This window comes from Bifidobacterium asteroides (assembly GCF_009683175.1).
Taxonomy (GTDB): domain Bacteria; phylum Actinomycetota; class Actinomycetes; order Actinomycetales; family Bifidobacteriaceae; genus Bombiscardovia; species Bombiscardovia asteroides_H.
The window spans coordinates 726,275-752,022 of sequence record NZ_WKKW01000001.1; the positions used below are offsets into that span (position 1 = coordinate 726,275).

19 protein-coding genes, 1 tRNA gene and 1 pseudogene are annotated in these 25,748 nt (G+C 58.8%); 5 read left to right on the forward strand and 16 right to left on the reverse strand.

The features are described from left to right. Position 1: 1 nt before the first annotated feature. The 15 genes and pseudogenes from GKC41_RS03165 to GKC41_RS03230 form a co-directional block, all read right to left on the reverse strand. A complete protein-coding gene (locus tag GKC41_RS03165; RefSeq protein WP_154312883.1) occupies positions 2-847 on the reverse strand; it encodes an energy-coupling factor ABC transporter ATP-binding protein in 846 nt (281 codons plus the stop codon). Further along, a complete protein-coding gene (locus tag GKC41_RS03170) occupies positions 844-1,584 on the reverse strand; it encodes an energy-coupling factor transporter transmembrane component T (protein ID WP_154312884.1) in 741 nt (246 codons plus the stop codon). The genes GKC41_RS03165 and GKC41_RS03170 overlap by 4 nt, the downstream gene beginning before the upstream one ends. Next, positions 1,581-2,186: an ECF transporter S component gene (locus GKC41_RS03175; RefSeq protein WP_154312885.1), complete on the reverse strand. Its 606-nt coding sequence runs from the start codon at positions 2,184-2,186 to the stop codon at positions 1,581-1,583. The genes GKC41_RS03170 and GKC41_RS03175 overlap by 4 nt, the downstream gene beginning before the upstream one ends. Positions 2,187-2,309: 123 nt before the next feature. Next, on the reverse strand, positions 2,310-3,716 hold the full coding sequence (locus tag GKC41_RS03180; RefSeq protein WP_154312886.1) for an MFS transporter: 1,407 nt from the start codon (positions 3,714-3,716) through the stop codon (positions 2,310-2,312). 15 nt (positions 3,717-3,731) lie between these two features. Beyond that, positions 3,732-4,673 carry a nucleoside hydrolase gene (locus GKC41_RS03185; protein WP_154312887.1) on the reverse strand — a complete coding sequence of 314 codons (942 nt, stop codon included), beginning with the start codon at positions 4,671-4,673 and terminating at the stop codon, positions 3,732-3,734. A 57-nt stretch (positions 4,674-4,730) separates the two neighbouring features. Then, the gene (locus tag GKC41_RS08775; protein ID WP_229281571.1) at positions 4,731-4,880 is read right to left on the reverse strand and encodes a hypothetical protein; all 150 of its coding nucleotides are present in this window, start codon (positions 4,878-4,880) and stop codon (positions 4,731-4,733) included. Between the two features lie 120 nt (positions 4,881-5,000). Further along, a complete protein-coding gene (locus GKC41_RS03190) occupies positions 5,001-6,056 on the reverse strand; it encodes a LacI family DNA-binding transcriptional regulator (RefSeq protein ID WP_324612030.1) in 1,056 nt (351 codons plus the stop codon). Positions 6,057-6,369: 313 nt separating this feature from the next. Continuing rightward, a tRNA-Lys gene (locus GKC41_RS03195) sits at positions 6,370-6,443 on the reverse strand. Between the two features lie 95 nt (positions 6,444-6,538). Then, positions 6,539-8,059 carry a formate--tetrahydrofolate ligase gene (locus tag GKC41_RS03200; RefSeq protein ID WP_154312889.1) on the reverse strand — a complete coding sequence of 507 codons (1,521 nt, stop codon included), beginning with the start codon at positions 8,057-8,059 and terminating at the stop codon, positions 6,539-6,541. Positions 8,060-8,098: 39 nt separating this feature from the next. Continuing rightward, complete coding sequence (locus GKC41_RS03205) at positions 8,099-9,625, reverse strand: C69 family dipeptidase (protein WP_154312890.1); 1,527 nt, start codon at positions 9,623-9,625, stop codon at positions 8,099-8,101. 193 nt (positions 9,626-9,818) lie between these two features. Beyond that, entirely contained in the window at positions 9,819-10,391 is a 573-nt protein-coding gene (locus tag GKC41_RS03210; protein WP_154312891.1) for a YbhB/YbcL family Raf kinase inhibitor-like protein, read from the reverse strand. A 43-nt stretch (positions 10,392-10,434) separates the two neighbouring features. After that, complete coding sequence (locus GKC41_RS03215; protein ID WP_154312892.1) at positions 10,435-11,595, reverse strand: DNA polymerase III subunit delta'; 1,161 nt, start codon at positions 11,593-11,595, stop codon at positions 10,435-10,437. A gap of 323 nt (positions 11,596-11,918) precedes the next feature. Beyond that, positions 11,919-12,572, reverse strand: a pseudogene (gene tmk / locus GKC41_RS03220) (dTMP kinase); the annotation flags it as partial. Continuing rightward, positions 12,569-15,433 (reverse strand): type I DNA topoisomerase, encoded by a 2,865-nt coding sequence (gene topA / locus GKC41_RS03225; RefSeq protein ID WP_154312894.1) that lies wholly within the window; start codon positions 15,431-15,433, stop codon positions 12,569-12,571. The gene topA and the pseudogene tmk, both read right to left, overlap by 4 nt. Before the next feature lie 147 nt (positions 15,434-15,580). Continuing rightward, positions 15,581-16,600 carry a phosphatase PAP2 family protein gene (locus GKC41_RS03230; protein ID WP_154312895.1) on the reverse strand — a complete coding sequence of 340 codons (1,020 nt, stop codon included), beginning with the start codon at positions 16,598-16,600 and terminating at the stop codon, positions 15,581-15,583. Between the two features lie 289 nt (positions 16,601-16,889). On the opposite strand from GKC41_RS03230, the gene GKC41_RS03235 reads away from it, so the two are divergent. Genes GKC41_RS03235 through GKC41_RS03255 form a run of 5 tightly spaced genes read left to right on the forward strand, consistent with a single transcriptional unit; the run spans position 16,890 to position 24,405 of the window. After that, positions 16,890-20,012, forward strand: coding sequence for an alpha-mannosidase (locus GKC41_RS03235; RefSeq protein WP_154312896.1), 3,123 nt, complete (start codon positions 16,890-16,892; stop codon positions 20,010-20,012). A 48-nt stretch (positions 20,013-20,060) separates the two neighbouring features. Continuing rightward, a complete protein-coding gene (locus GKC41_RS03240; RefSeq protein ID WP_154312897.1) occupies positions 20,061-21,338 on the forward strand; it encodes an ABC transporter substrate-binding protein in 1,278 nt (425 codons plus the stop codon). Next, on the forward strand, positions 21,335-22,306 hold the full coding sequence (locus GKC41_RS03245) for a carbohydrate ABC transporter permease (RefSeq protein WP_154312898.1): 972 nt from the start codon (positions 21,335-21,337) through the stop codon (positions 22,304-22,306). The genes GKC41_RS03240 and GKC41_RS03245 overlap by 4 nt, the downstream gene beginning before the upstream one ends. Next, the gene (locus GKC41_RS03250; RefSeq protein ID WP_154312899.1) at positions 22,306-23,139 is read left to right on the forward strand and encodes a carbohydrate ABC transporter permease; all 834 of its coding nucleotides are present in this window, start codon (positions 22,306-22,308) and stop codon (positions 23,137-23,139) included. The genes GKC41_RS03245 and GKC41_RS03250 overlap by 1 nt, the downstream gene beginning before the upstream one ends. A gap of 6 nt (positions 23,140-23,145) precedes the next feature. Next, positions 23,146-24,405: a glycoside hydrolase 5 family protein gene (locus tag GKC41_RS03255; protein WP_154312900.1), complete on the forward strand. Its 1,260-nt coding sequence runs from the start codon at positions 23,146-23,148 to the stop codon at positions 24,403-24,405. A gap of 18 nt (positions 24,406-24,423) precedes the next feature. Here GKC41_RS03255 and GKC41_RS03260 read toward each other — a convergent pair whose 3' ends face one another. Further along, positions 24,424-25,719 carry a glycoside hydrolase family 125 protein gene (locus GKC41_RS03260; protein WP_154312901.1) on the reverse strand — a complete coding sequence of 432 codons (1,296 nt, stop codon included), beginning with the start codon at positions 25,717-25,719 and terminating at the stop codon, positions 24,424-24,426. Between the last annotated feature and the right edge of the window lie 29 nt (positions 25,720-25,748).

The following is a 25,748-nucleotide window of genomic DNA, read 5'->3' on the forward strand; positions in this document are numbered from 1 at the left end:
TTCAGGCCCCTTTCCGTCCGTAACGTTTTATGGCATCCTCGACCGAGAGCGGCACGGGATCATTCAACCCCAGCTTCTTGTTGCGCTCCAGAAAGAAGCGGGTGACCTCGGGCAACTGACCACCATGATCCAAGACCTGCGGATCGGTCAGCACACGACGCGCTGGCCCACTCATGGCCACCCGGCCGCCTTCCATGAGGATGACCAGGTCACTGTAACGGGCCACCAGATCGATCTTGTGCTCAACCAGGATGACGGTCTTGCCCTGGCGCTTGAGCAGAGCGATGATGTTGAATACATCCTCGGTGCTCTGCGGATCCAGCTGAGAGGTGGGTTCATCCAAAACGACAATGGGTGGGTCCGTCACCAGCACCGCGGCAATGGCCACTCGCTGCCGTTGCCCTCCGGAAAGCTCCAGAGGATTGGCATCGGCGATGTCGTCCAGGTGAAGCAGATCAATCATGGCATCCACGCGCGCGGCCATCGCCTCCCTCTCCACGCCGAGGTTCTCCAGCGCATAGGCGATCTCCTCCCGGACATTGTCTTTGACACCGGACATCTGCGTAAAAGGGTTCTGGAAGGAGTAGCCGACGGTTTCGGTCAGTTCCGCGTCATCGTATTGCTCCACAGGCCTTCCGGCCAGCTGAACCTGACCCGTCGGCTCTCCCCGGTAAAAGCGCGGTATGAAGCCGCGGATCAGATTGCAGATAGTGGTCTTCCCCGACCCATTGGCACCCAGAAGCGCACAGACCTGCCCCTGCTCCACCTGGAAGGAGACATCATGCACGGCATCCTCACGGCCCAGAGGATAACGGTATCCCACATGTTCCAGACTGATGACACTCATTTCCAGACCCTCCATACGACAAACAGGATCAACAGCAGCAAGCAGATCACCTGAATCACCCGGTCGATCGTGTGTTTGTCCAGGCGATAAAGGGAGGTCTTGGGAACAGGCGCCAGGAAAGCCCGTGACTGCAGTGCCAGAGCGTGTTCCTCGGTTTGCTGAATCAGGGAGAAAATCAATGGTCCCAACATGGGCACGAAGGACTTCACCCGCGCCCAGGCGTTGCCCTCGGTCTCGATGCCACGGGATTTCTGCGCATCCATAATGGTCCTGGAACGATTGATCACCTGAGGAACCATGCCAATGGTCGACATGATCACAAAGGTAACCTTCTTGGGCAGATGCGCTTGTTCCATGGCGTAGACCATGTCCTTGGGCGTGGTCACCTGGAAGTACCACATGATGGCCGAAGCGCTGGATACGATTCTGGAAGTGATTCCCAGGCTCTTGTCCAGACCTGTGGGAGACAAGGCAATGAATGCCCAGATATGCGCGCTGTCTGGATAGCGGACGATGAAGACCTGCACCAGGAAGATTACCAGGACGACAGTGCCCACGGATGAGAGGAAGCCCTTGAAGAACCTCATACCGTTACCGGCCATGATCGCCAGCAACAGAAAAACCGGGAACATGGCATATTGCAGAATGTACCCAGGGGTGAAGATGCCGACAATGATGGCAAGCAGCACCAGGGCCGCCTTGGAGGACGGATACAGTCGGTCTATGAAACCAGTCATGATGCCGTGGCAACCTTCCTGACATAGGGGGATCCGTAATTGAACTTGATCAGGAACCTGTCGGGCAATTTGCGCAGAATCACCCAGCTAACCGAGACATCGATGGCTGTGGAGGCCACTGCGGTAAATATGCTGGTCGAAAAAACCGACTTGATCAGGCTGGTCCCCGTCACCAGCAAGGCCGCCGTGAGCAGATCGCTGCCGGCGCCAGTGACTCCGCCGAAGACGGCTATGGTGACCGGTGCCTTGACTATGGCCGCCGCAATGCTGATCACGAAGCAGGCGGCCACTGCGCCGACGATGTTCGTATACCACCGCCAGCGGGAGAGGAGCCCAGCCACGAACCCTGTAGTCATGGCGACCAAGGCGTAGGGGAAGGCCACAGGATTGAGCATGCCATTGATCACATTGCCCATGAGTCCCGTCACCAAGCCCACCCAAGGGCCGCCGAGCATTGACACAAAGAGGGTGCCTATCTGGTCGATGAAGATAGGGAATTTCAGAATCGAGGACAGCTGATAACCCACCACGTTGACCGAAACGCCTACTGGTATGAGCAGGAGGGCCAGCAGCGAGAAGTCATATCGCAAACCACGTTTCATCATGGTTCCTTCCCGCGCCAAGAGATACACTCCCGGCGCTACGGGTCCATGCCAGGTTCCCCACCAGTCCAAAGGACAGCAGGGAACCAGTCATGGAATGCCGATGAATTCGCAATATTCTCGTCAGGCCTGCTGCTTGTCCTCTTTCACGTTCTTGAAGACGAAGTAGTAGGACACCATGCCAATAACAATGACCACCGCAAAGATGAAGCAGACATTGGAATAGATGAATGACTGATCTGTGTGGCCCATGGTCGGCACCAACCGCTTACCCAGGGCAGAGCCAGAAATGAGCACACCTGAGGCGGCAATCATAGCCGTAAGCACCAGTCGCTTTAGCAGATTGTTGACCGCCATACCACGTCCGACTACCTCATTGGGCAACGCATTAGGCAGGATTGAATTGTAGGCAGGATAAATGATGGTGTACCCAACACCGAAGAGCACCAACGCCACCCACATAAAGGCGATATTGCCACCCATGAAGAAACCAAACATTAGCTGCGAGAGCAGAATAACCGTGCACCCGATCTGGAAGCCTTTCTTCGCCCCCACCTTATTGGTGATAAAACCTGAGGACATGCCTGACAAGAAGGCACAGATATTAGCCGGTAGATACATCATGCCGACTGTAGCGCTGCTGACATCATAATTGGCCTGCATCAGGAACGGGAAGACGAAGAAGAAAGCCGACTGCGTCCCATAGACGATGGCACCCACCAAAGAACCCGTTACCAGCTTGGGCACCTTGAACAGCGCAATATCAATAATGGGATTGGAAACGAGTTTCGAGCAAATCACGTAAACAACCACTCCCAGCACGGCTATTCCCCACCATAGAAGAGTGTTCTTGTTAATGGCCAGCAAGATCAATGCAAACGCTGCAGAGAAAACAACGACCGATGGAATATTTATTCGCTGGGCTGTATGTCCCTCATCAGCTTTGGCTGTGTCAGGCAAATACTTGCGCAAAGCAGGAAGTGCAACCAGCACCAGAACAGGGATGATCATCGTAACCTGCCAAGACATGTACTTGCTGATCATCCCGCCAAACACAGCGCCCAGAGCGGCTGAAAGCTGGAACATGGCTGTATTGAAGCCTAGATACTTCGCTTGTTTATCAGCAGACAGATACTTGCGCACAAAAACCACGAAGCAACCCGGTATAACCGCTGCGCCCACTACTTGGATGGATCTAGCGACGATAATCAGCCAGAAGGAGAACTGCAAGGCCACCATCAACAGCGACCCCAAGCCGAACATCACAGTTCCAAAAGTAAATAATTTCCGGGGTGACACATCATCTGACAGAGTCGAGTAAATTGCTCCTCCGACTCCGAAAACCAGCGAGGCGATAGTCGTCAACCAACCTACCTGAGCCGGCGTCAGTGCAAAAGTTTTTGCGATATCAGGCGACACAATTCCAAACATCTGATCGCTGAACACCTGCATGAAGCAGAGGAAAATCATAAAAGGCATCGCCTTGAGAATCAGCGACTCCTCACGCTGCTCTTGAGTTGTCTCGTTCATTGCATTCCCCTCTACTCACTGCAGGGCCGCGTTGACGTGGCCATAGAAATCCTTCATGAACCGGTCGGCATCGACCAGCAGTGCGACTTTGGTCGTCGGCTTTTCCGCGACCTTGTCGAGATTTTCAATAGTGTTCCCAGTCGCCTCACCGGTCGTAGTCACAGTCATATTCATGGGAATTGTGGTGACAAGACTCGGATCGATGGCCACACCGACGGCCAGGGGATCGTGCAATGCGCATCCAGCCAGATACGGGTGATACTTCTTATACTCAGCTAGGTAGAACTCAACAGCCGTGCTCAGCACATGCGCCATGGGCGTATCGTAACCTTGCCAGACTTCCAGATTTTCCTTGGTCAGCAGAGTCTTCCTAGTGACATCCAAACCAACCATGGTGAGGTTTACACCAGACTCCAGCACGATTTTAGAAGCCTCCGGATCGGCCTTGGCGTTAGCCTCCCCATAGGGGCCGCTGTTACCGGGCGTAATAGCCGCACCCGCCATACTCACTAATGTAAAAGTTGGTATGGTGCCTTCGGGAAAGCGCATGAGCACCTTGGCCATATCAGTCATGGGACCTGTGGTGATAATCTGCAGATCATCACCATACTGTTTGATGCTGTTGATGATGAAGTCTATGGATTCTTCGGGCTGGGCGTCACCACTGATGTCGGGCAGATTTTGATTACCCAGACCATCCATGCCATGAAACATGCCGTTGTATTCACGGGTACGGCTCAAGGGCTTCTCACTGCCCATATAGACTGGGATGTCTTCTCGACCCATCATGTTCACAATGTGCTTGGTGTTGGAGTAGGTCTTGGGGACAGTAGCCATGCCATAGGAGGCACAGATCCCGATCAGGTCAAGATCCTCGTGAGACAGGGCATAGCAAAGTGCGAGGGCATCGTCCACACCCGTGTCAACGCATAGAATTGATTTCTTCCGGCTCTCCATTGATTTCCTCGTTTCCGTTCCTCTCGGAACTCCCGTCAACCGGAATCAGACGAGCTGTCACGCGACATTCTCGTCAGCATCGATTCCCACATCAGCGGTCATCCGCCACCCGGTCGCCGTGACCGTGAGGTTGATGGCCGGCATTACTCTCCCCCGCAATTCCACGGAAAGTCGACGCTTCATCATCATCCGGTGTACAGCGCTCACGCCATTGGTTTAACGTTTTATCGCTGTCGTATGATTACGATAAAACGTTAAATCATTGCTGTCAACAGAGGCGTGTCAATACCAGATTTGCAATATCAGGTATGGTATGTGATCTTGCAGTCAGTCACGATGCAGCGGGCCGACCGAATCCCTGGCAATGAAGATGGTAGGAATAGCTACCATGTGCCGCTCCCTGCTGTCATTGGCCTCGTGCGGCGAAGCGGCCTTCCCGTCATCGTCAGCGGCTTCCTCGCGGGCCCCGATCAGCTCCAGCACTTCCCGAACACCTCGACGACCCATCTCCTGGGCCTGTTGGGATATGACCGACACCTGCGGGGTCATAAGCCGAAAGACCTCAATATCGTCGAAGGAAACCACCGAGATGTCCACGCCAATGACGAGCTGACGCTTCTGCATCAGCCCGATCATGGTGATGGCATCCGGCGAGTAGCCGAAGATGACAGCCGTGACCTGGTGGGCCATCAGCACATCCAGCCCCGCCACACGCGAGTCATACTCCCCCTGGCAATCCACGACCGGGCAGTCACAGTCCGGCATCATCTCGGCGGTCAGCTCACGGAAGGCGCTCTCCCGCTCATAGAGGGTGGTCGAAGCCAAAGAGGAATGCGAGACGAATCCGACGCGTCGATGACCCTTCCGGAAAAGGGCCTGCAGTGCCTGACGTATACCCTGGCTGGGGTCCGAAACGATGTAAGGCACCGAAGTCAGACCAGGCACCCGTCGGTCCACAAAGACCAGCGGCAGCCCCCATCTGACTACATCCTCGATGCCATGAGTGGGCACCCCCTTGGGCACAACGATGGCCCCGTCGATCCGCTGGCCCATGATATTGCGCAGAAAAGAGTCCTGTCGAGCCGAATCCTCGCCGAAAGAACCAATCAGCGTCGAAATGCCGCGAGCATAGAGCTCCTCCTCCATGGAGGCAACCATGTCGGCGAAATAGGCGTTGCGCAAGTCCGGCACCAACAGCCCCACCGTCTTGACCGGATCGGAGCGCATGGCCCGGGCCCGGGAGTCGGGCACGTAACCCATGGACTTGACCATACTCAGCACAAAATCTCTGGTCTTGCTTGAAAAGCGGCCTTTGCCGTGCAGAATCTGTGAGACAGTGGTAGGCGATACCCCCGCCCGCTCGGCCACATCGCGAATGGTCACATACGTCAACGCCAGCCCCCTTATGCCTGCCCAAGAGAGCAGGCTCCTTGCTCTTCTGCCATCATCAAGATACCTCACGACCACCGCCGCGTAGGTGAAGGGCGGCAGACAGGCAACGTGAGGAACACGCCAGCCGATTAATCAACAGACCTCAAAGCGTCCCGCTTCGGCAAGGTCTCATCTCAGGTCGAGAGTGTCAGAATTCCCCTGTTGCTATTTGGTATACATTTAGCATACATTTTGGGGCTTGCAGGCCTTAGCGTAGATAAAGGAAAAGCCCCGCAGCCTTTGCGGCTGTAGGGCTTTGACTCTGTGCCCCCACGGGGGCTCGAACCCCGGACACGCTGATTAAGAGTCAGCTGCTCTAGCCAACTGAGCTATAGGGGCAGGGCACTTTCAAGAGCCAAGTAGATACTATACACGGTTTCGGCAGGCCCGCAACACGGCGCGTCACAGGTCTGCCGAATCCATGCATAGCCTGCTTAGACGATCTTGGGCATGGGCGTGGTCAAGGAGGTGGTCAGGTTCACCTGCAGGAGGCCGGCACCCGTATGGGCCTCGACCTTCTTCAGGGTGACCGTGCGCTTGTCCTGGTCGGCCCGGTCATCGTCGGTCATGGTAGCTGGCGATTTGACCGCAACCACCACCAGATCCTCGAGGGAGATGCCTGCCTTGCTGCACAGGTCGGAGGCCGCCTGGAGGCTGTCCTGGAAGCCCTCACGCTCGACGACCCGATCAGCCGGCACGCCGTAAGCGCTCTGGGCAATCCAACGGATCCGATCCGGCACGGACATATCATGCAGGCTGGCTGTATCTGCCTGGGCATTCGTGGGCTCCTGCAAGGCCTTGATCAGATCGTCCAGCTGAGGCTCAAGGGCTTTGCCTCCATCACGGAAGAGGTTACCCGCGATGGGCCTGCGGAAGCCCAGACCATCGGCGGTCTCCCGCAAGGAATCCACCTGGTCGTCCTCGCCCTCCCAGAGGTTGATCAGCGGGAAGGTGGGGATGCCCAGTCCCTCCAGACGATGCACGTGGAAGGGATAGCGCCAGCTCAGCCTGGGATCGTCCCGCCAGGTGGTGGCACGTGTGACGACCACGGCGGCGGCCGGCCACTGGGCCCCATACTCGCGGGCGGCGATGTCCAGCCATTTCTGGGCGCCGGCATCGGCTCCGTAGCCCGCCTCGACGACGACCACGTCATGCCGGGCGCAGGCCATCTCCACGGACACCAGGCTGGGAATGCCGATGGAGACGTTGGCGAATGGCCCGCCATGCACGTAGACCGGGGAGCCCTCCAAGGTCTGAGTGAAGGCTGGCTTGACAGCATCGGTCAGAATGCCGGTGATCCGCCAGAGGTCCACAAACTCTCCGAAGGTGACCGGGCGGCCATCCAGGGTTCCCGCGACCATGGCAGCCACGCGCCGTTCGATTTCCTCCATACTCCTGGAGAGCACCACGATCTGCATGAGCTCGCAGGTGGGCGTCAGCACGGTCCGCTCAGGCAGGTCGCCCTTGCCTCGGTCCACAGTGATCTGCCGCAGGGACCGCGAGGGCACCTCGCTGACTCGGGGCACCAGAACAGTGTCCAACCGACCCTCGTCCACAGCCTTCTCAGCAAAGGAAACCAACAGGTTCTGGGCGGATTCGATGGCCGCCATCTCCCCGCACAGACCCCAGTCCACCAGCTCAGGATGAGTCAGGGAGGACTTGCCGCCACCAGAGGCGCCACCCTTGGATCCGGCAGCGGTAATGCCCATGCTGGGCTGGCGCAGGACGGCCGCAGCATCCACTCCCCGGGCGCGCAGGGCATCAATCAGGGCGATGGTGGTGGTGGTCTTGCCCTCCCCACGCGATGCCTTCAGCGGGGTGTCTGCGGTAACCAGCAGCACCTGGCCATGCTTGCGCGGCATATCCGGATGATCCTGCAGATCCTTCAGGTAGCCGAAGGCGTCGATCTTGTCAAACAGGCCATATGGCCTGACGTAATCGTCGAAGCCTGTCATGTGGCTCTCCTCCTTTATGATCCTTGTCGATCGGATGGCTCAGTTGTCGGACAGATGGTATCCGTTGCGCATGCCCATGCTGACCGTATAAAGCACCTGGCCCAGCAGGTCATCGGTCTCCTTGCGCAGACGGTCGGCCATGTCCTGGTTTGCAGCTTCCAGGACCTGACGGACCTCGGGGTTGTCCGTGCCCTTGTCGGCGCCCTCCAGCCTGGCCACCTGTTCGTCCGCAGCGGCGATCAGACGATGGCCCTCGCCTCCAACGCTCTGCTGGTAGCGTTCGACTGCAGCTGAAGTGCCGGCGAAGGCCGAGTCGCACAGTGCAGCGATCAGCCGATCGGACCAATAGAGGCTGTCGGTGGAGACACGATCCGTAGCGTTGGCGAGATAATCAGGCGTTCTTTCCACATTGGCATAGAAGGGAACCAGTGCATTGAAAGCGTTGGACCCGTAGGACATCCACTGGATGGCCCGGCAGGATTCAGGCCGGTAGGGGCGCAGCTGAATCAGGGCCAGCTGGTCATTGCGGTTGATGCCGATGGGCCGGTAGAGCCCCTTGGTGTGCTCGTCGCCGGTCCGCCCATAAGGATCGTAGGGCGTGCCCTGATAGTGGGAGCTGAGCAAGTATTTGACATCCTCCACGGTAATCAGACGCTCGGGCTGGCGGCACCAGGGGATGTTGTCGCTGGTGGGGGCATGATCAGCGTCCGGCCCATCCCAAATCTCGTCATAGGGATTGAGGAAACGCTGCATATACCAGGCCCGGGGCGTGTTGTATACATGGTCTGAATCGCTATGGGATCCGAAGGCATCACGGGGGTTGAAGGGCGAGGCCGACTCCACAGCCAGGTTCAGGTGGTTGTCGGCAATGAACTCCCGCAGGTCGGCCGAGCAGAGGTGGTCGGTCTGGTCTCCGAAGGCGTCATCCAGATCGAACTCGTCGATGCCCAGCTGGTTGGGCATGGTCACATAGGAGTCATCGGGTACACGCTTGGCTATCCAATGGTGGCCACCCACGGTCTCCATCCACCAGATCTCGTCCACGTCGCTGAAAGCGATACCGTTCATCTCATAGGTGCCATAGCGCTCCAACAGGGAGCCCAGCCGCAGGACACCCTCCCGTGCCGAGTGGATATAAGGCAGGACGATGGTGACCAGATCCTCCTCGCCGATGCCTCCGGGCACCTCGGCCAGGTAGCCCTCATCGCCGGGACGGCCCTGTGCAGGGGTGAACTCCACCAGCGGATCGGCACCCAGAACACGCTCGTTGGTAGTGATGGTCTCGGTGGCTGACATGGCCACATTGTCGCTGTTGACGCCTGCTTCGGCCCAGAGCCCCTGATCGAGCACGGCGTTGGGCACCGAAGTGTAACGCATGGGGTCCTCGGGCAGATCCATCTCCAGGTGGCTGATCACGCTGCGGTAGTGCTGGGGTTGCTGGTCGGGAGTGACCAGGACGAAACGCTTGGGACGGAACTCTCCGTTGGCTGAATCCTCATTCCGAGCGATGATGGTGGACCCGTCGTAACTGGCATTCTTGCCTATCAGAAGCGTGGTGCAGGGCATGTAAGCGTCTTCCTTTTATCTGGTCGCGGTCAACTGTCATCACCAGCCCGGAGGTCGGAGGATGCTTGTCCAACCGACTGCGTGTGTAGACAGGGATGACGTCCATCTGCGCACTTGGGGCATGGCCTCACTCTAGTGCCAGACAACCCCAATATCAGCCCCAATATCAGAGGATGTGTGCTAAATCAAATCCTCATGCATCGGCAGGCAGCCAGGCCCGAGCTGCTGCGGCCACAGGCTGGGCGGAATGGATGGCATGGGCCAGGGCATTGAGCCAGAACCCCTCCTCCAGACCGGGCAACGCCTCTTGTGTGGCCCAGACCGACAGCACATAGTCATGAGCCCGGTCTGGAGGCGTGGGGCCGTTATAACGCATAAGCACGGCGGGATCGTCGGCGATCTCTTCCTCCATGACCAGGGGCGAGGCCGCCGAGGTACGTCCTTGGGGCACGCCGGGAATCAGATTAGACACGTTTCTGGAGAAGTCCTCGGGAATGGCCAAAACGGAGCTTCCGCCCACATCAGACTGCAGGGCAGCCAGAGCGTCTACGGGCAGGTTGGCCAGGGACCAGTGAATCCAGGGGAAGCCACACACGGGCACGGAGTCAGGGTCCACCAGCATCCAGTGCAGGTAGCGGACCTCCCGAGGCACATCCTCGAGCCGGAAGGGGAAGGAGACTACGGGACGTCCCTTGCGGGTAAGGGACTGAGGGGCGCGCTTTGCGTACCGATCGGGAATAGTGCCGAAATCAGTGATAATCCTCATGATTCGATTCTCGCCCGCCCACCCGACGAGGTCAAGTTCATACTCAGACCAGCAGAGTGCAGAAGAGTGCCTCGAAGACCAGGAGCGGCGAACCGTTGGCAGCCAGCCTCCTGCGAGCCCGGGCAATCAGCTGAATGCGGTCGATGGCCCCCTGCCTGGAGAGCCTGACGGACAGATCGGCAATTGCCGCCCGATTTTCCAAATTGACCAGGCCGGCCTTTTCCTCGGCGCCGTTCTGCAGGACGCCCACATCCCGATAGACGCTGGCCAGGGTGCTTAGGTTGCGGTCCAGCACATCCCGGGTCAGTCTGGTGACCCGACGGCGAACCTGATCCTTGCCGCCCAGGGCATGATAGGCCCCACGCAGCTGCCGTGGAATACGTTCTTTGTCCCTAAGCCCGTTGATCTGCCGAAACTCCCGCTCGTCCCTGGCCACCTCATCGTCCACGGTGGCGGTGGCCTGATCCCGGGCCGCATCCACCACCCGGCCAGCCAGGATCACGGCATCAGAAGCACGCCTAAGGCCCAATAGGCCCACGACCAGCTCATCACGGTCGGCCAGAACCTGATCCCTGGTAGCGTAGAGACGGGCGATGCCGATGTGCCCCTGGGCCAGACGGGCAGCCTTGGCGGCCAGGGGCGGGTCCACCCCCACCTGATTAGTCAGGAAATCAGCCACTGCAGTGTTGGATGGCACCGCCAGGTTGAGCACCCTGGTTCTTGAACGGATGGTGGGCAACACGTCCTGAGCGCTGGGTGCGCAAAGAAGCCAGATGGTATGCTCGGCCGGCTCCTCGATCTCTTTGAGGAGCACATTGGTGGTCCGCTCCAGCATCCGGTCCACATCTTCGATGATGATGACCCGCCAACGTGAGGTTGAGGGCATCTGCTCGGAGGTCATGATCAGCTCCCTGACCTCGTTGATGCCGATGGTGACCTTGTTGGTGGACAGTATGGTCACATCCGGATGGGTTCCGGCCAGAACCTGCTGAGTGACGCGGGTAGGCTGGTCGCTCAATCCCTGATCCGGACTGATCAGGGCTGCCGCGAAAGCCCGGGCCAGATTGGAGCGACCTGAACCAGGAGGGCCACAGATCAGCCAGGACTGTGCCACCTGGTCATGGCCCTGCGCCTGCGCGGCCACCGTCCGCTTGAGTAGCTCGACCGTGGGCTGCTGGCCCACAATGGCATCCCAGACGCTCATCGGCTCTTCCGCAGGAGCCGGGACCGGAGCAGCCAGCGAGCGCGGGAACCTACAGGAACCGAATCATCATCTGCGTCACCGCCGACTGTCCCTGCCTCCAAGGACTGGTCGTCCTGGTCAACTTCAGCCTCCGGTGCCTGATCGAAGGTATCCGCAGCATCGGTCCAGTCCGGCTCGGCACCCTGCTCATCGTCCTCATATCCTGCCGTTGATTCATCTTCGTCGGCATCGTCCTGGGCGTCAGTGTCGTCAGTGTCATCATCGACATCCGGGAGTTCATCGTCGACCTGAGGCAGATCTGGCTCGCGTCCTTCGACCAACTTGTCCAAATCGTCCTGGATGATCTGCCAGACCCGGTCGATGGATTGGGTGGCGTCGATAACAAGGAACCGGTCGGGCTCCCTCTGAGCCAGCTGCAGAAATGCCTGACGCACATGCTGCTGGAAGTCATCGCCAGCCGACTCCAGCCGATCGGGCTCATGATCAAGACGCAACTTGGACTGAGACGGATCCGCGTCCAGCAGATAGGTGCGCCTGGGCAACAAACCCTGACTGGCCCAGAGGCTCAGCCGACGAATCACATCCACTGACAGATCACGACCTCCGGCCTGATAGGCCACTGAGGAATCCAGGTAACGGTCGCAGAGCACAATATCTCCGCGATCCAGAGCCGGACGCACCACCTGGGCCACATGCTCAGCCCGATCCGCCGCATAGAGCAGAGCTTCGGTCCTGGGAGCCAGATCATCGGAGGCATCAACCACATCGGTACCCCCGGTCACGGCGACCGAGGGAAAGGCAGCCAAGCCATGAAGGACGAGTTCTCGGATGGTCAATCCGACAGGGGTGCCGCCTGGCTCGCGGGTAACCAGGGATCGCAGGCCACGCTCCTGCAGATAGTTGTGTGCTTGTTGGACCTGGGTGGTTTTACCTGCACCATCCACGCCCTCGAAGGAAATGAACAAACCATCGCTCATGCCTGATGCTCCCTAGTCTTGGAAGTCCTGGTGGTTTTAGTCTTCTTTGTGGTTTTGCGGGCGCGCGTGGTCGACTTGGCTGCTGCGGATTTGCTGGACGTCGACTTCCGCGTGGTCGACTTGCGGGTGGTCCGGCCGCGCCGCTTGGCGGGCCCGGCAGCGCGCTTCTCTGCCAGCAGACGGAAGGCCACCTCCGGCTCGATGGACTGGGCCGTGTACTGCTTGGGCAGGGTCCTGTTGGTCTGCCCGTCGGTGATGTAGACGCCGTAGAACCCGTCCTTGATGGTGACGGGTTTGCCGCTGTCAGGGTCCGTACCCAGCTCACGAAGAGGAGGCTTGGCCGCGCTCCGGGAACGCCGTCCGTACTTGGGCTGGTCGAAAAGGGCCTTGGCCCCGGCCTGGTCGATAGTGAAGATCTGCCCCTCGTCTGTCAGCGAACGTGTTTCGGTGCCGCCGTCTGTCTTGGTGGCCGTCAGATAGGGACCATAGCGGCCGTTGCTGGCTGTGACGGTAGCCTGGCTGGTTTCTCCCGTCTTGGCATCAGTCAGTTCGATGCTGCCCACCGTCCTAGGCAGGCTGAGCAGCTTCAGAGCATCCTCCAAGGTGACCGTATCCGGATCCATGGTCTTGAAGAGCGATGCCATCTTGGGCTTAGGACCAGTAGTTTGTTTGGTTGTCCGTGCAGACTTGCCGGACGGCTTTTTCTGCTCGGCCGTTTCCTCCTCAGGGCTGATCAGAGCCACATAGGGCCCGAATCTGCCCTTGCGCACCTCGACGCGACCGCCGGTCTGTGGATCCTTGCCCAGCTGACGGGGACCGCCGGCGTTGGCTGCAATCAGTTCATGGCCCGCCGCCACAGTCAGCTCGTCCGGAGCCATGGTGGGCGGCAACGAAGCACGCTTAGGGTTTCCGTCGGCATCCAGGTTAGCCGTATCTTCAAGATAGGGACCATAGCGGCCGACCCTCACCTGCAGACCATCGCCTATCTCGATGGTGTTGATCTTACGGGCGTCGATGTCTCCCAGCTGGGCCACCTGCTCCTGCAGGCCCTGATGAGCCTGGTCAGCGTTTTGAGCGGCACCCGGGCCCGAGCCGAAGTAGAACCGGGTCAGCCAGTCCTTGCCTCGCTCCTTGCCATGGGCGATCATATCCAGGCCGTTCTCCATCTGCGCCGTGAATTGGTAGTCCACGTACTTGGGGAAGTTGGTCTCCAACAATCTGACCACCGAAAATGCCAGCCAGGAGGGGATCAGGGCACGGCCGCGCTCGTAGACGTATCCGCGATCGATGATGGTCGAAATGATGCTGGCATAGGTGGAAGGCCTGCCGATCTCCTTGGCCTCCAGGGTCTTGACCAGAGATGCCTCGGTGTAACGGGCCGGCGGCTGGGTCTCATGACCCTCGGGATCGACGGAGACAGCACGAAGCACGTCCCCCTGCCGGACCGGGGGCAAGGAAGAACCCTCATCAGTCTGCTCAGAGCCTGCGCCCATGGCCTTGAGGAATCCAGGGAACTTGATGACAGTGCCTGAAGCCTGGAAGAGGGCCGTACCCTCCTTGCCCGCCTGCGCCGACAGACGGATGGTGGCTGTGGACCCGGTGGCGTCGGCCATCTGCGAAGCCAGGGTGCGACGCCAGATCAGGGTGTAGAGCTTGAGCTGGTCAGGGGCCAGACGGTCGGCCAGATCCTGGGGCCTGTGGAAGGTGGAACCGGCGGGCCGGATGCACTCGTGGGCCTCCTGGGCACCGGCCGTCTTGGTCACATACTGCTTGGACTCGGCCGAAAGGTACTCGGCCCCGTACTCACGCTCAACCCCCTTGCGGGCAGCGGCAATGGCCTCCTGAGAGAGGGTGACCGAATCGGTACGCATGTAGGTGATGAACCCGTTCTCATAGAGCCCCTGGGCAGCGCGCATGGTGGCCCGCGAACTCATGCCCAGCCGGTTGCCCGCCGTCTGCTGAAGGGTAGACGTGGTGAAGGGGGGCTGGGGGCGCCGCCGATATGGCTTGGTCTCCATACCCGTCACCGTGAAGTCCCCATCCTTCAGTTTCTCAGCCAGTTTCCGGGCGTGCTTCTCATCCAGCTGCAGGACCTGCTCCTTGGCGGCCGCTTCCGTCAGCTGACCCTTGGAGGTGAAGTCCTTGGAACCCGCCAGCCGCTGCTCCCCCAGGCTGATCATCCGCGCCTGAAAACCGCCAGACGACGCCGATTCCCCGGTATCCTCCTGCACTAGACGCGCCAGCAGATCCCAGTAGGAGGCCTTGACGAAAGCCATGCGCTCACGCTCGCGCTCCACAATCAGCCGGGTCGCCACAGACTGGACACGCCCGGCGCTCAGCCCCGGACCCACCTTGCGCCAGAGTACCGGTGAAAGCTCGTAGCCATAGAGACGATCCAAGACCCTGCGGGTCTCCTGGGCATCGACCATGTGGGCATCCACGTCCCTGGTGTGCTTGAGCGAATTCTTGATGGCCTCTGGGGTGATTTCATGAAAGACCATGCGCTTTACCGGCACCTTGGGTTTAAGGGTCTGGACCAGATGCCAGGCGATGGCCTCCCCCTCGCGATCCTCATCAGTGGCCAGGTAGAGCTCGTCGGCGTTCTTCAGCGCCTTTTTAAGCTCGGACACCGTGTGCTTCTTCTTGTCGTCCACAATGTAGTAGGGCTTGAAGCCATCGTTCACGTCTACGCCGAACTTGCCGTAGGCCTTCTTCTGGGAGGCCGGGATCTGCGACGGCTGAGCCAGGTCGCGGATATGGCCCACCGAAGCCATCACCGTGTAGCCCTTGCCCAGGTACCCGCCGATCTTCTTTGCCTTGGTTGGCGACTCAACAATGACGAGCTTATTGCCGGATGCCATGGCCTCTCCTTATATTGTGGTCTTTCGCACGCCATCTTACTCACGAGGTTCCGCCACAGTGCAAATCAAGGGGTCATGTGCACGGGTGTGGATCCCCGAGTTTGATGGTGGATGAATCAGATGTGTTCAGTACGCCCAAAATCAACCTCAGTCATTTTGGGGCGGAGCCGGAGGCCGACCAACAAGGCCCATCCTGGTCAGAGGCGAAGCTGTGATCTGTCTCATCGCCAGAACCAGTCCCAAGGTCAGCGACAGAACCGAAGCCATCATTATGACAGCCGAGCAGTGAACCCCGTAGGCCGTCCACCGGGCGCCGATCTCCAGACCGGGGCTGACCTGCCAGATGACATAGCAGGCATAGAGAATCCCCAGGAACCCTGCTACCAGCATCAGAGTGGAGACAATCTGAATCGAAGCTGAGGACATTCTGGTCCCAGGAACGTCCATCCCGGTGCCACGGGTGGCGGCCAGAGCAATAAGGCAGAGACCAGCCGGAATAAGAATGCCCATGACCACGTCTGAGGGGCGGTGCCAGCCGCCCTGTACCAGCGAACAGCCCACGGACAAATCAAAGGCGAACCCCACCAAGGCGACCGGGGCCCTCCAAATGCGCGGCACCACACAGAGCAGGGCCAGTACCACCGCCAGAGCCAGGATGGTGTGTCCCGAGGGAGCTGAGTTGGCTGCAGAAGCCTGAGCATGGATCAACACAGGGCGTGGCAGGAAGCGTTTGAGAATGCGTGCCGCCCCGTAGACCACCAGAGCATAAACTGCAACCTGACCGAGCAGCCACCGCCGGCGCCGGGCCAGTACCACCGCCAGGGCTGCAAGACCCAGCACCACACAAATCGCCACGGTCACATAAGGAATGGTAAACAGCCGCAGATAAGACTTGACCAGGGGCACCTGGTCAAGAAAACCCCGGAAGTTGGCCAGGGCCATGTCGTCGTAGGTCTGCCCGGGAACAGTCCAGACGGCCGCCCACCAGACCAAAGCCGCCAGACCCAGGCAGACCAGTCCGGAGACCAGGCACAGGACCAGGGCTGAAATCCGTGGGCGAGAAGTCAGGGGATCCCGGTCAACATGACTGCCATCCTCTTCGGTCTGCTCATTCGGGCTCCGGTACCAGGTCTGTTGTGCTTCGCCCTGCTCGCGCTTGTTGGTCATACCTCAAGACTCTATCCAACCCCTGGGTCGACAGCCGACACCCCGTCCGACTAACGCGTTCAATTCACCATCTTTACTATATTTCAGCGGACAAAACGGCAATATACAAGGAAACCAACCCTGCCAATCAACCATCTTCCTGATTCCGCTGTCTAAGAGAAATCATCAACTCGCCCCAATTTGTGTATAATGTTAACAAAAGATGTTAGCATGGCAGTTATTCGCCAGCATTGGAGCCGGGGGCGGTCAGCGCGGTGTTGGCGTATTCCAGCAGACTCTAAGGAGCGTCATGTATCTCAACGTAGAGCGAGAACTTACCAAGTGCGAACGCGTAATTCGTCAACGCGTCAGCCCTTATGTGGACACGGCCCTGTCGACATGCCAGGTCCGCAGCCACGAAAATCCCGGAGAACCCATACCACCGGCGCTCTTTCTGGAGGACGCGCGCAACGGAAGAGCGGAATTCCAACCATTTAGACTCGGTACCACCTGGGGGACCACCTGGGGAACCACCTGGTTTGAGCTGAAGGGAAAGATACCCGTCGACATGCTTAACCCTGTGCCCGACCGGCCCATTGAATTGAACATCGATTTGGGCTGGCATCCCGATTTCGTAGGCGGGCACATAGAAGGGATGGTCTTTCGACCTGACGGGACGGTCATCAAGGCCGTTCATCCGCTGAACACCTGGGTACCTCTGATAGGCCCAGCCGGAGTCGATTCAGCCATTGCTGCCGATGGCTCCTTCACCCTCTACCTGGAAGCAGCCTGCAACCCTGTCATTTTGGGAGTACCGTCGTTCGCCAGGACTGAACTCGGCGCTGGGCCTACAGGCAGGCCCGACCAGCCTTATACCTTCCGAAAAGCGGATGTCTGCCTGCATGACCGACAGCTGGATGCCTACAGGGCCGACTTGGATGCAGTCAGCCAACTCATCGGCATCCAGGATAAGGACTCTCTTTGGTACTGGACGCTGGCCAAATCCCTCCAGGCATCCATGAACCTCTATGACGACCAGAACAGAGCCCAGACCGTAGGCCCAGCCCGTCAAGCCCTGGCCAAGGTGCTGTCGACTCCTGCCGAAAAAGTTGGGCTCAGACACACAGCCATAGGTCACGCCCATATAGACTCCGCCTGGCTCTGGCCCGTCAGGGAAACCCGCCGCAAGGTGGCAAGAACCGTCTCAAATGTCTTGGCTTTGATGGACGAGGATCCGGAATTCACCTACGCCATGAGCTCCGCCCAGCAATATGCCTGGCTTGAGGAAGGCTACCCGGATCTGTTCGCCAGGGTCAAGGCACGAGTAGCCGAGGGCAGGTTCATTCCCGTGGGAGGCATGTGGGTTGAATCCGACGGTATGCTGCCCAGCGGTGAATCCCTAATCCGACAAATATCCTACGGACAACGGTACTTCCGGGACAGGTTCGGACTTAGCCCCAAGGGAATCTGGCTGCCTGACAGCTTCGGCTACACCGGCGCTTTCCCGCAAATCGCCCGGCGCAGCGGCTACCAGTGGTTCCTTACGCAGAAGATCGCCTGGTCAGACACCACCCGCTTCCCCCATCACTCCTTCCTCTGGCAAGGAATCGATGGGTCGCAGATCCTCACCCATTTCCCGCCCTCCGACACCTATGGGGCCCAGGTTAGCGCCAAGGAACTGCAGTACTCAGAGCACAATTTCAAGGACAAGGACCTTTCGGACCAGGCCATGATTCTGTACGGCTACGGCGATGGCGGCGGGGGTCCTACAAGGCAGATGCTGGGCCGGGTCCACAGATTCGCTGATCTGCAAGGGGTGCCGCCGGTGACCATCGGCACTCCGGATGAGTTCTTCGAGTCTCTTGGCCGGAAAATGCCGGCAACCGCCGGAGCGGAGATGCCGGTCTGGAAGGGCGAGCTCTATCTGGAACTCCACCGGGCAACGTTGACCTCTCAACAGGACATGAAGCGGGGATGCCGCCAGGAGGAGTCCCTTCTGCGCATGGCCGAGTATCTATGCGCCATGGCGGCGCTGGACGGAGGGTCATACGTCTATCCCCGCCAGGACCTCGACCGGATCTGGAAGACCCTCCTGCTCAACCAGTTCCATGACATTCTGCCCGGATCAGCCATCGCTTGGGTGCATCGCCAGGCCCGGGAGGCCTACAAGCGAGACCTAGCCAAGCTTGAAACCCTGATCCGATCGGCCTGCGACGCTCTGACGGCAAACCATCCCGACCTTCCGATCCTGCCTCAGGCGCAATTGCTTCCCTTTGCGCAGGCAGGCGGCTCCTGGACTCCACAGTCCCCAATCCGTCAAGGTCGGGCAGTCAACCTCACCCAGACCGAAGAAGGCTGCTTGCTAGACAATGGGTTCCTGCGGGTTCGGCTGAATGCCGCCGGGGCAGTCACCTCCTGCGTGGATACAGCCCGAAACCTAGAAATGGTCGCCGAGGGCGAGACCATGGGCGTCTATGAGCTCTTCATCGATCAACCCTCCATGTGGGATGCCTGGGATATCGAGCGCGATGCGCTCCTGACTGGGAAGACCGTGACCGACTCCAGGATCGTCCAAGCGAAAGTCAATCAGAACGGTTCGGCCGAAGTCACTGTAGAGGCCGGATACGGAACCAGCAGCTTCCGCACCATGATCAGCCTGTCTCCCGGGTCAAGCTCCCTGGACTTCTCAGCTCGGATCGACTGGCGCGAGAAGGAGCGCTTCCTGAAGGTCCGCATGCCAGTCTCAATCATCGCAGACCAGGGCCAGTTCGAATGCCAGTATGGGTATGTGAATCGGCCTGTGACCAAGAACACGCCTGGAGACGAGGCCAAGTTCGAAAGCTGCACACATCGATTCGTCCGAATCGCGGATTCGCGCCAAGCCGTGTCGGTGGTCAACGCCAGCACCTACGGAGCCGATGCCTACCCGCTTCGGAATGATTCGAACGAACCATCCGGCACCATGGTCAGGCTGTCTCTTCTGGAATCGCCGATTTTCCCCGACCCGGACACGGATACAGGCATTCACGACTTCCACTGGACCGTCTCGGCCGGCAACAACCTGGCCGACACCCTGGACGAGGCCAATCGGGTCAACGCGCCGATCCTGAACGACGTGCCCGGAATCGAGCCGCCGGTGACCCTGGACACCCTGGAAGGAACCGTGGTCATCGATTGGATCAAACTGGCTGACGACGGGAGCGGAGACCTGATCCTACGCCTCTACGAGGCGGCTGGATCCACCGCCAAGGTCCGTTTGAAACCCTCCTCGACCTTCGCCGGGGCCGTCGTGCGCGAAACGGACACTCTTGAGGGTGATAACCTGCCCGCTGACGAACATAAAGCCCTGACCTGCCCTAACGGTTCAGCAATCAGTTCAGCCGAACTCGTCTTCTCCCCCTTCCAGCTCGCCACCCTGCGAGTGACCCGCTGACCAAGTACCTCACCTCATATACCGATAGTTAGGAAAGGAAACGCAATCATGAATACGACCAGAATCACGAAACTCATAGCAGCCTGCGGGGCTCTTGCCATGATGACAGGACTGGCATCCTGCGGATCGTCAGACAAGAGCGCCGACAAGGAAAACAGCACGATCAGCTTCCAGACCAAAAACCTTGAAAGCGTCTACAAGGACTACTTCAACGGGCTCATTGCCAAGTTCGAAAAGCAAAACCCCGGCATCAAGGTCAAGTGGATCGATCAACCCGGCGACGGATACGCCAACAAACTCTCGACCGATGCCGCTGCTAACCAGCTGCCTGACGTAATGGACATGATGCCCAAGGATGCATACATCCTGGCCAAGTCCGGAGCCATCGACAATGTCTCCAAAGCCAATCCGGACATCGAAAAGGAGTACACCAAGGGGACTTGGAAGAGCGTGACCTTCAAGGGCTTCGGCGACGACGGAGCCTATGCATACCCCTGGTACCTGACGCTTGGTCCGACTTTCTACAACAAGAAGATCCTGACCGAATGCGGCATGGACACAGCCAAGCTGCCGGACTCCTGGGAATCCTACTTCGAGGCCTCCCATCAGATGGCCGCGACCTGCAAGGGCAAGTACCAGTGGTCCGCAGCTCTGCCCACCATCGGCACCTTCGGCGAGTACGGCGCTGAAATCATGAACAAGGACCAGACCAAGTTCACTTTCAACTCGCCCAAGGGCGTGGAGCTGGTTCAGCACTACGTCGATATGTACAAGGACGGCATGATGAGCAAGGAGGCCGTCGCCGCGTCGGGATCGCAAACCACTGACTTGTTCAAGCAAGGATCTGTAGCCACCCGCAGCGGTTTCATGTACGACCTGAAGGACTTCAAGCAGAATGCGCCCGAAATCTATAAGAATCTTGCCGTGGCTCCAGCCATCACACGCGGGCATCAAAGCCTCAATGCGGAGGTTCTGGCTGTGAGTTCACAGTCCAAGCACAAGGACGCCGCCCACAAGTTCGCTGCCTTCGTGACCAACAACACCAACCAGGTGGACTTCGCCAAGAGCTCCCAAACCTTCCCCTCCACAGCCAAGGGCGTGGATGACCCCTACTTCCGGAAGGATGATGGGAGCCTCGAGTCCAAGACCTTGGTCATGCTGGCTGCCAATATCAAGAACGGCGAGGTCATGGATCCTCCACAGTTCATCCAGTCCGACCTGGATGAACTGGGCGAGCAGCTTCAGCAGGCCGTCATCGGGCAGATCTCTGCCAAGCAGGCCCTGGACACCGCCGTCAAGGACGCCAACGACAGGCTGGCCCAATGAGCCTGGCCGCCAACCAGAAAGCGGGGGCCCGTGTGACCCCCGCCCATGATGCTGATCAGCATCAGCCACAGAAGGGTAAGGGCTCAAGGTCCATTTCGACCATGAAGCCTTGGTCCCCCTGGCTCTTCCTGATCATTCCCATCATCTTTACCCTGGTTTTTACGATTTATCCGTTCCTGAACACGATCCGGCTCTCTTTCACGAATTCGACGCTCCTGCGTACAGGGAAATTCGTGGGACTTAGCCAGTACTCGGCCGTTCTGGCCGACACCAAGGTTCACACAGCCCTGCTGAACTCAACGATCTACGCCCTATGCATGGCTCCCTGCATGGTAATACTGCCTCTTATCCTGGCTGTACTGGTCAATAAGAAGACTAAGATCATGAGCTTCTTCAGGACGGCCTTCTACGTGCCCGCAGTAGCCGGATCGGTCATATCAGGACTGATCTGGACCAATATGATGAGCGCCAAGGGCCTGGTCAACGCAATCTTCATGGGCCTGAAGTGGATCAAAGAACCCATTCCCTTCCTCCAGGATCGTTGGTTGCTCCTCTTCAGCGCCATGCTGGTCACCATTTGGGGAGGCCTGGGATACTACATGGTCATCTATCTGGCAGCTCTGGCCAACATAGACGACAGCCTTTACGAAGCTGCCTCCATCGATGGAGCCGGTCCGGTTCGCCAGTTCATTTCGGTGACCATGCCCGGCTGCAGGATGACCATGGTGCTCATCCTGCTCCTTTCATCCATCGCAGCCTTCCGAGTCTTCAATGAGGTCTACATGCTTACCGGCGGCACCGGAGGAATGGGCGGGAAGGACGTCACCATGTCCATGCTGATCATGCGCGAGGGCACGGGTCTGACCGCCAGAACCGGCTATGCCAGCGCCCTGAGCATCATCATGTTCTTCATCCTGGGCATCATCACCTCAATCGAGTTCTATGTGCAGAGGAAGGCGGACAACTGATGCGCGCGAACAGAATCACCCCGGGGACCGTCATCCGGTACTTGGCATGCACCGTCTTGTTCATCCTTCTGGTGGGTCCCATCATCTGGCAGGTCTCATTGGCCTTCAAAGGACGCGGAGACAACATCTACGCCATCCCGCCCTATTTCATCCCCAAGGACTTCACCTGGGACAACTTCATCAGGGTCTTTCATCAGATCCCGATTCTGCATTATGCCCTCAACTCGCTGATCGTCACCATCATCAACGTCGTAGGCAATCTGGTGACGGCCACACTTGCGGGATATGCCCTGGGCAGGCTCAAGTTCCCCGGCAAGAAGCTGGTGGCCGGATTCATCTTCGGATGCATGCTGATCCCCGGCGAAACCGTTCTGGTCTCGCAGTTCCTGACCATTCGGGGACTACACCTGAACAACTCCCTGCTGGGAGTCGTCCTGCCCGGACTGTGCGGAGCCATGAACATCCTGCTAATGATGACGGCATTTGCTTCGATCCCTCACGAACTGGAAGAGGCGGCCGAGGTGGACGGCGCCAATGTCTGGCAGAGGTTCATCCACATCTGCCTGCCCCAAGTCAGAGGCACGGCGATGGTAGTCGCCATCTTCTCCTTCGTGGGAGCATGGAACGACTTCATGTGGCCTTTGGTGGTCATCGGAGACGAGTCCAAGTACACCCTGACCATCGGACTGAACAAGCTCAAGGGCGCCTTCGTCACCGATCCGCGGTTGATTGCAGCCGGAGCCGTCATTGCCCTAATCCCAATCATCATCTTCTTCGTGGCCTTCCAACGCTACTTCTTCGACGGCGTGGAGACCGGCGGAGTCAAGGAGTAAGCAGGGATGAGATTCGGCGTCAACTACACACCCTCACACGGATGGTTCCATACCTGGCTGAACCCTGACTGGCAGGCAATCGGCCGGGACCTGGACCAGATTGCCTCTCTGGGGGCAGACCACATCAGGGTCTTCCCCCTCTGGCCAATCCTTCAACCCAACCGAACCATGATCAATCGTCAAGGGTTGGACGACCTGCATCAAATGGTCGACATGGCCGGGCAACGTGGTCTTGACTCCTTCGTGGACGTGATCCAGGGGCACCTGTCAAGCTTCGACTTCCTGCCTTCTTGGGTAACCACATGGCATGCCAGGAACATATTCACTGACGAACCGACCGTCCAGGCCGAGGCCGACCTGATCTTCCAGGTCTATAGGAGCCTTGAAGACCTGGACGGGTTCCGGGGGCTGACAGTGGGCAACGAGTGCAACCAGTTTCTTGGAACAGCGCACCCACTGGGCATGACGGCGACCAGCGAGCAGGTCGAAGCCTGGATTGACGCCTTGATCAGCCCTTTGGCTGCCCGTGCTGAGCAGGACCATCGCATTCTGGTCCATAGCGAAGACGATGCGGTCTGGTACCTGCCCGGCCACGCCTTCACCCCGGTTCAGCAGGGGCATATCGGCAGCCTGTCTACGGTCCATGCCTGGGTATTCAACGGCGTCGCCAGCAAATACGGGCCCGTCAGCCCGGAGTGTCTGAACCACGGCCGCTACCTGATTGAACTGGCCAAAGCCTACGAGGATCAAGCCCATCGGCAAGTTTGGGCCCAGGAGATCGGTGCCCCGCTCAACGTCATGACCGCCGCCCAAGCACCAACCTTCATGCAGGAATCCGTCAGAAGGATGGCGCAGGCCGAGGATCTGTTCGGCATCACCTGGTGGTGTTCCCATGACGTGAACCGTAGCCTGGCCGACTTCCCGGATCTGGAGTATGACCTGGGGCTGATTGATCAGGAAGGACAGGTCAAGGAGATCGGACGACTCTTCGCCAGTCTGGCCGAGGAGATCCACAACCTCCCGAATGACCGGCAGGACGGTGGCAACGCAAATCGGGATCGCGTCGCCATCGTCCTCCCCTCGGACCCAGAGGGAATGTCGCAAATCCGAAGTGCTTGCGCACCTGGCGGGCGTATTTTCGAAGCCTGGATGAATGACGCAGACTCAGGCGAATCCCCCCTATTCACTAACCAGGATCGCGCGAACGATGCTGCCTACCTGGCAGAACGCGGGATTGCCAGGCTGGTCACAGCTGAATCGCTCTAGCAGCGGTCTGAGCCGAAGCTACTGTTCGACCCGAATGCCGAAATAGTCCATGGCAAGTTCGCAGAACATCATATTGGCCCAGCTGAACCAAGGGCGGGTGTACTTGCTCGGATCGTTGACGTCGAATCCCTCATGCATCAGATGAGTGCCGGCATCGGTTTGAACCAGGATGTCTAATATTCTGCCCTGTTCGTCATGGTCCTTGGTTGTCAGTCCCTCCATGGCCAGCGCTATAGGCCAGACATAGTCGGCTGGAGTGTGGGAGGATCCGATTCCCTTGGCCCAGGATCCTTCGTAGTAGTATGGATTCTCCGGGCTGAGCAAGGTACGACGCGTCTCCAGATAAATCGGATCGTCAAAGGTACAGAACCCTATATAAGGAGCCGAAATCAGGTTGGGAACATTGGCGTCGTCCATGACACTGACCCCGCCCAGTCCATCCACCTCATAGGCATAGATGGCTTTCCCTGCCGCATTCCTGGTGATCCCATGCTGTTCTATGCCCAGGCGGATGGCGCGGCCGAGCCTGTCTGCACGGTCTGCCAACCCTGCATCATCCAAGGGGCCAGTAAAGATTCGCTTCAGGAGGTCCATGGCCACTGAAGCGAACATGTTGGAGGGAACAAGATAGTTGTAGGTGCAGGCATCATCGCTGGGGCGAAAACCCGACCAGGTCATCCCTGTCGGAGCCACCGGATGGCCACGACCCTCTTCGGACGAAGTATCCTGGGCAAGATCGGTCTTCCTGATGAAGAAATAAGGCGAGCGGGCATGATCCTGTTCCAGCTCGAAGACATCCAGAATTCGGCGGACCCCCTTGATGAAGTTGGCGTCAAATTGGTCCGTCCGTCCCGTGTTGCGATAGAGCAGCCAGGCCAACTGAACCGGATAGCAGAGGGAATCCACCTCATACTTGCGCTCCCAAAGCCAGGGGCTGGCAAAGTCCGACCGGTCATCGGGATCCCAGGCAGCCCCTGAAGGGGTCTCATTGAAGGCGTTGGCATATGGATCTATGCAGATGTAGGCGAATTGCCTTCTGACCAGGCCCGATATCATGGCAGCCATATCGTCATCGTCGCGTGCGATGACCAGATAGGGACGTACCTGCGCCGTGGAATCTCGCAGCCACATGGCCGGTATGTCTCCAGTGAGCAGGAAAGTAGTGCCGTCATCCTCCCTCCTGACCGTGGTTGAAAGCGTGTTGGCGAAAGCCTCCTGGAAAACCCTGGCCCAAGCCGGATGCCGGTCCCCGCATAAATCGGTCACCCGCTCGATGAATGACGATACTGAAACGGGAATATTCTGATCGGTCATAGTTGCGCCCTTGCCTCTTGCGTGGCAGT

Bases quoted from the DNA above. Each gene is read 5' to 3' on its own strand.
- GKC41_RS03165 (WP_154312883.1), bottom strand. From the start codon at position 847: ATGAGTGTCATCAGTCTGGAACATGTGGGATACCGTTATCCTCTGGGC.
- GKC41_RS03170 (WP_154312884.1), bottom strand. From the start codon at position 1,584: ATGACTGGTTTCATAGACCGACTGTATCCGTCCTCCAAGGCGGCCCTG.
- GKC41_RS03175 (WP_154312885.1), bottom strand. From the start codon at position 2,186: ATGAAACGTGGTTTGCGATATGACTTCTCGCTGCTGGCCCTCCTGCTC.
- GKC41_RS03180 (WP_154312886.1), bottom strand. From the start codon at position 3,716: ATGAACGAGACAACTCAAGAGCAGCGTGAGGAGTCGCTGATTCTCAAG.
- GKC41_RS03185 (WP_154312887.1), bottom strand. From the start codon at position 4,673: ATGGAGAGCCGGAAGAAATCAATTCTATGCGTTGACACGGGTGTGGAC.
- GKC41_RS03200 (WP_154312889.1), bottom strand. From the start codon at position 8,059: ATGACAGGCTTCGACGATTACGTCAGGCCATATGGCCTGTTTGACAAG.
- GKC41_RS03205 (WP_154312890.1), bottom strand. From the start codon at position 9,625: ATGCCCTGCACCACGCTTCTGATAGGCAAGAATGCCAGTTACGACGGG.
- GKC41_RS03210 (WP_154312891.1), bottom strand. From the start codon at position 10,391: ATGAGGATTATCACTGATTTCGGCACTATTCCCGATCGGTACGCAAAG.
- GKC41_RS03215 (WP_154312892.1), bottom strand. From the start codon at position 11,595: ATGAGCGTCTGGGATGCCATTGTGGGCCAGCAGCCCACGGTCGAGCTA.
- topA (WP_154312894.1), bottom strand. From the start codon at position 15,433: ATGGCATCCGGCAATAAGCTCGTCATTGTTGAGTCGCCAACCAAGGCA.
- GKC41_RS03230 (WP_154312895.1), bottom strand. From the start codon at position 16,600: ATGACCAACAAGCGCGAGCAGGGCGAAGCACAACAGACCTGGTACCGG.
- GKC41_RS03235 (WP_154312896.1), top strand. From the start codon at position 16,890: ATGTATCTCAACGTAGAGCGAGAACTTACCAAGTGCGAACGCGTAATT.
- GKC41_RS03240 (WP_154312897.1), top strand. From the start codon at position 20,061: ATGAATACGACCAGAATCACGAAACTCATAGCAGCCTGCGGGGCTCTT.
- GKC41_RS03245 (WP_154312898.1), top strand. From the start codon at position 21,335: ATGAGCCTGGCCGCCAACCAGAAAGCGGGGGCCCGTGTGACCCCCGCC.
- GKC41_RS03250 (WP_154312899.1), top strand. From the start codon at position 22,306: ATGCGCGCGAACAGAATCACCCCGGGGACCGTCATCCGGTACTTGGCA.
- GKC41_RS03255 (WP_154312900.1), top strand. From the start codon at position 23,146: ATGAGATTCGGCGTCAACTACACACCCTCACACGGATGGTTCCATACC.
- GKC41_RS03260 (WP_154312901.1), bottom strand. From the start codon at position 25,719: ATGACCGATCAGAATATTCCCGTTTCAGTATCGTCATTCATCGAGCGG.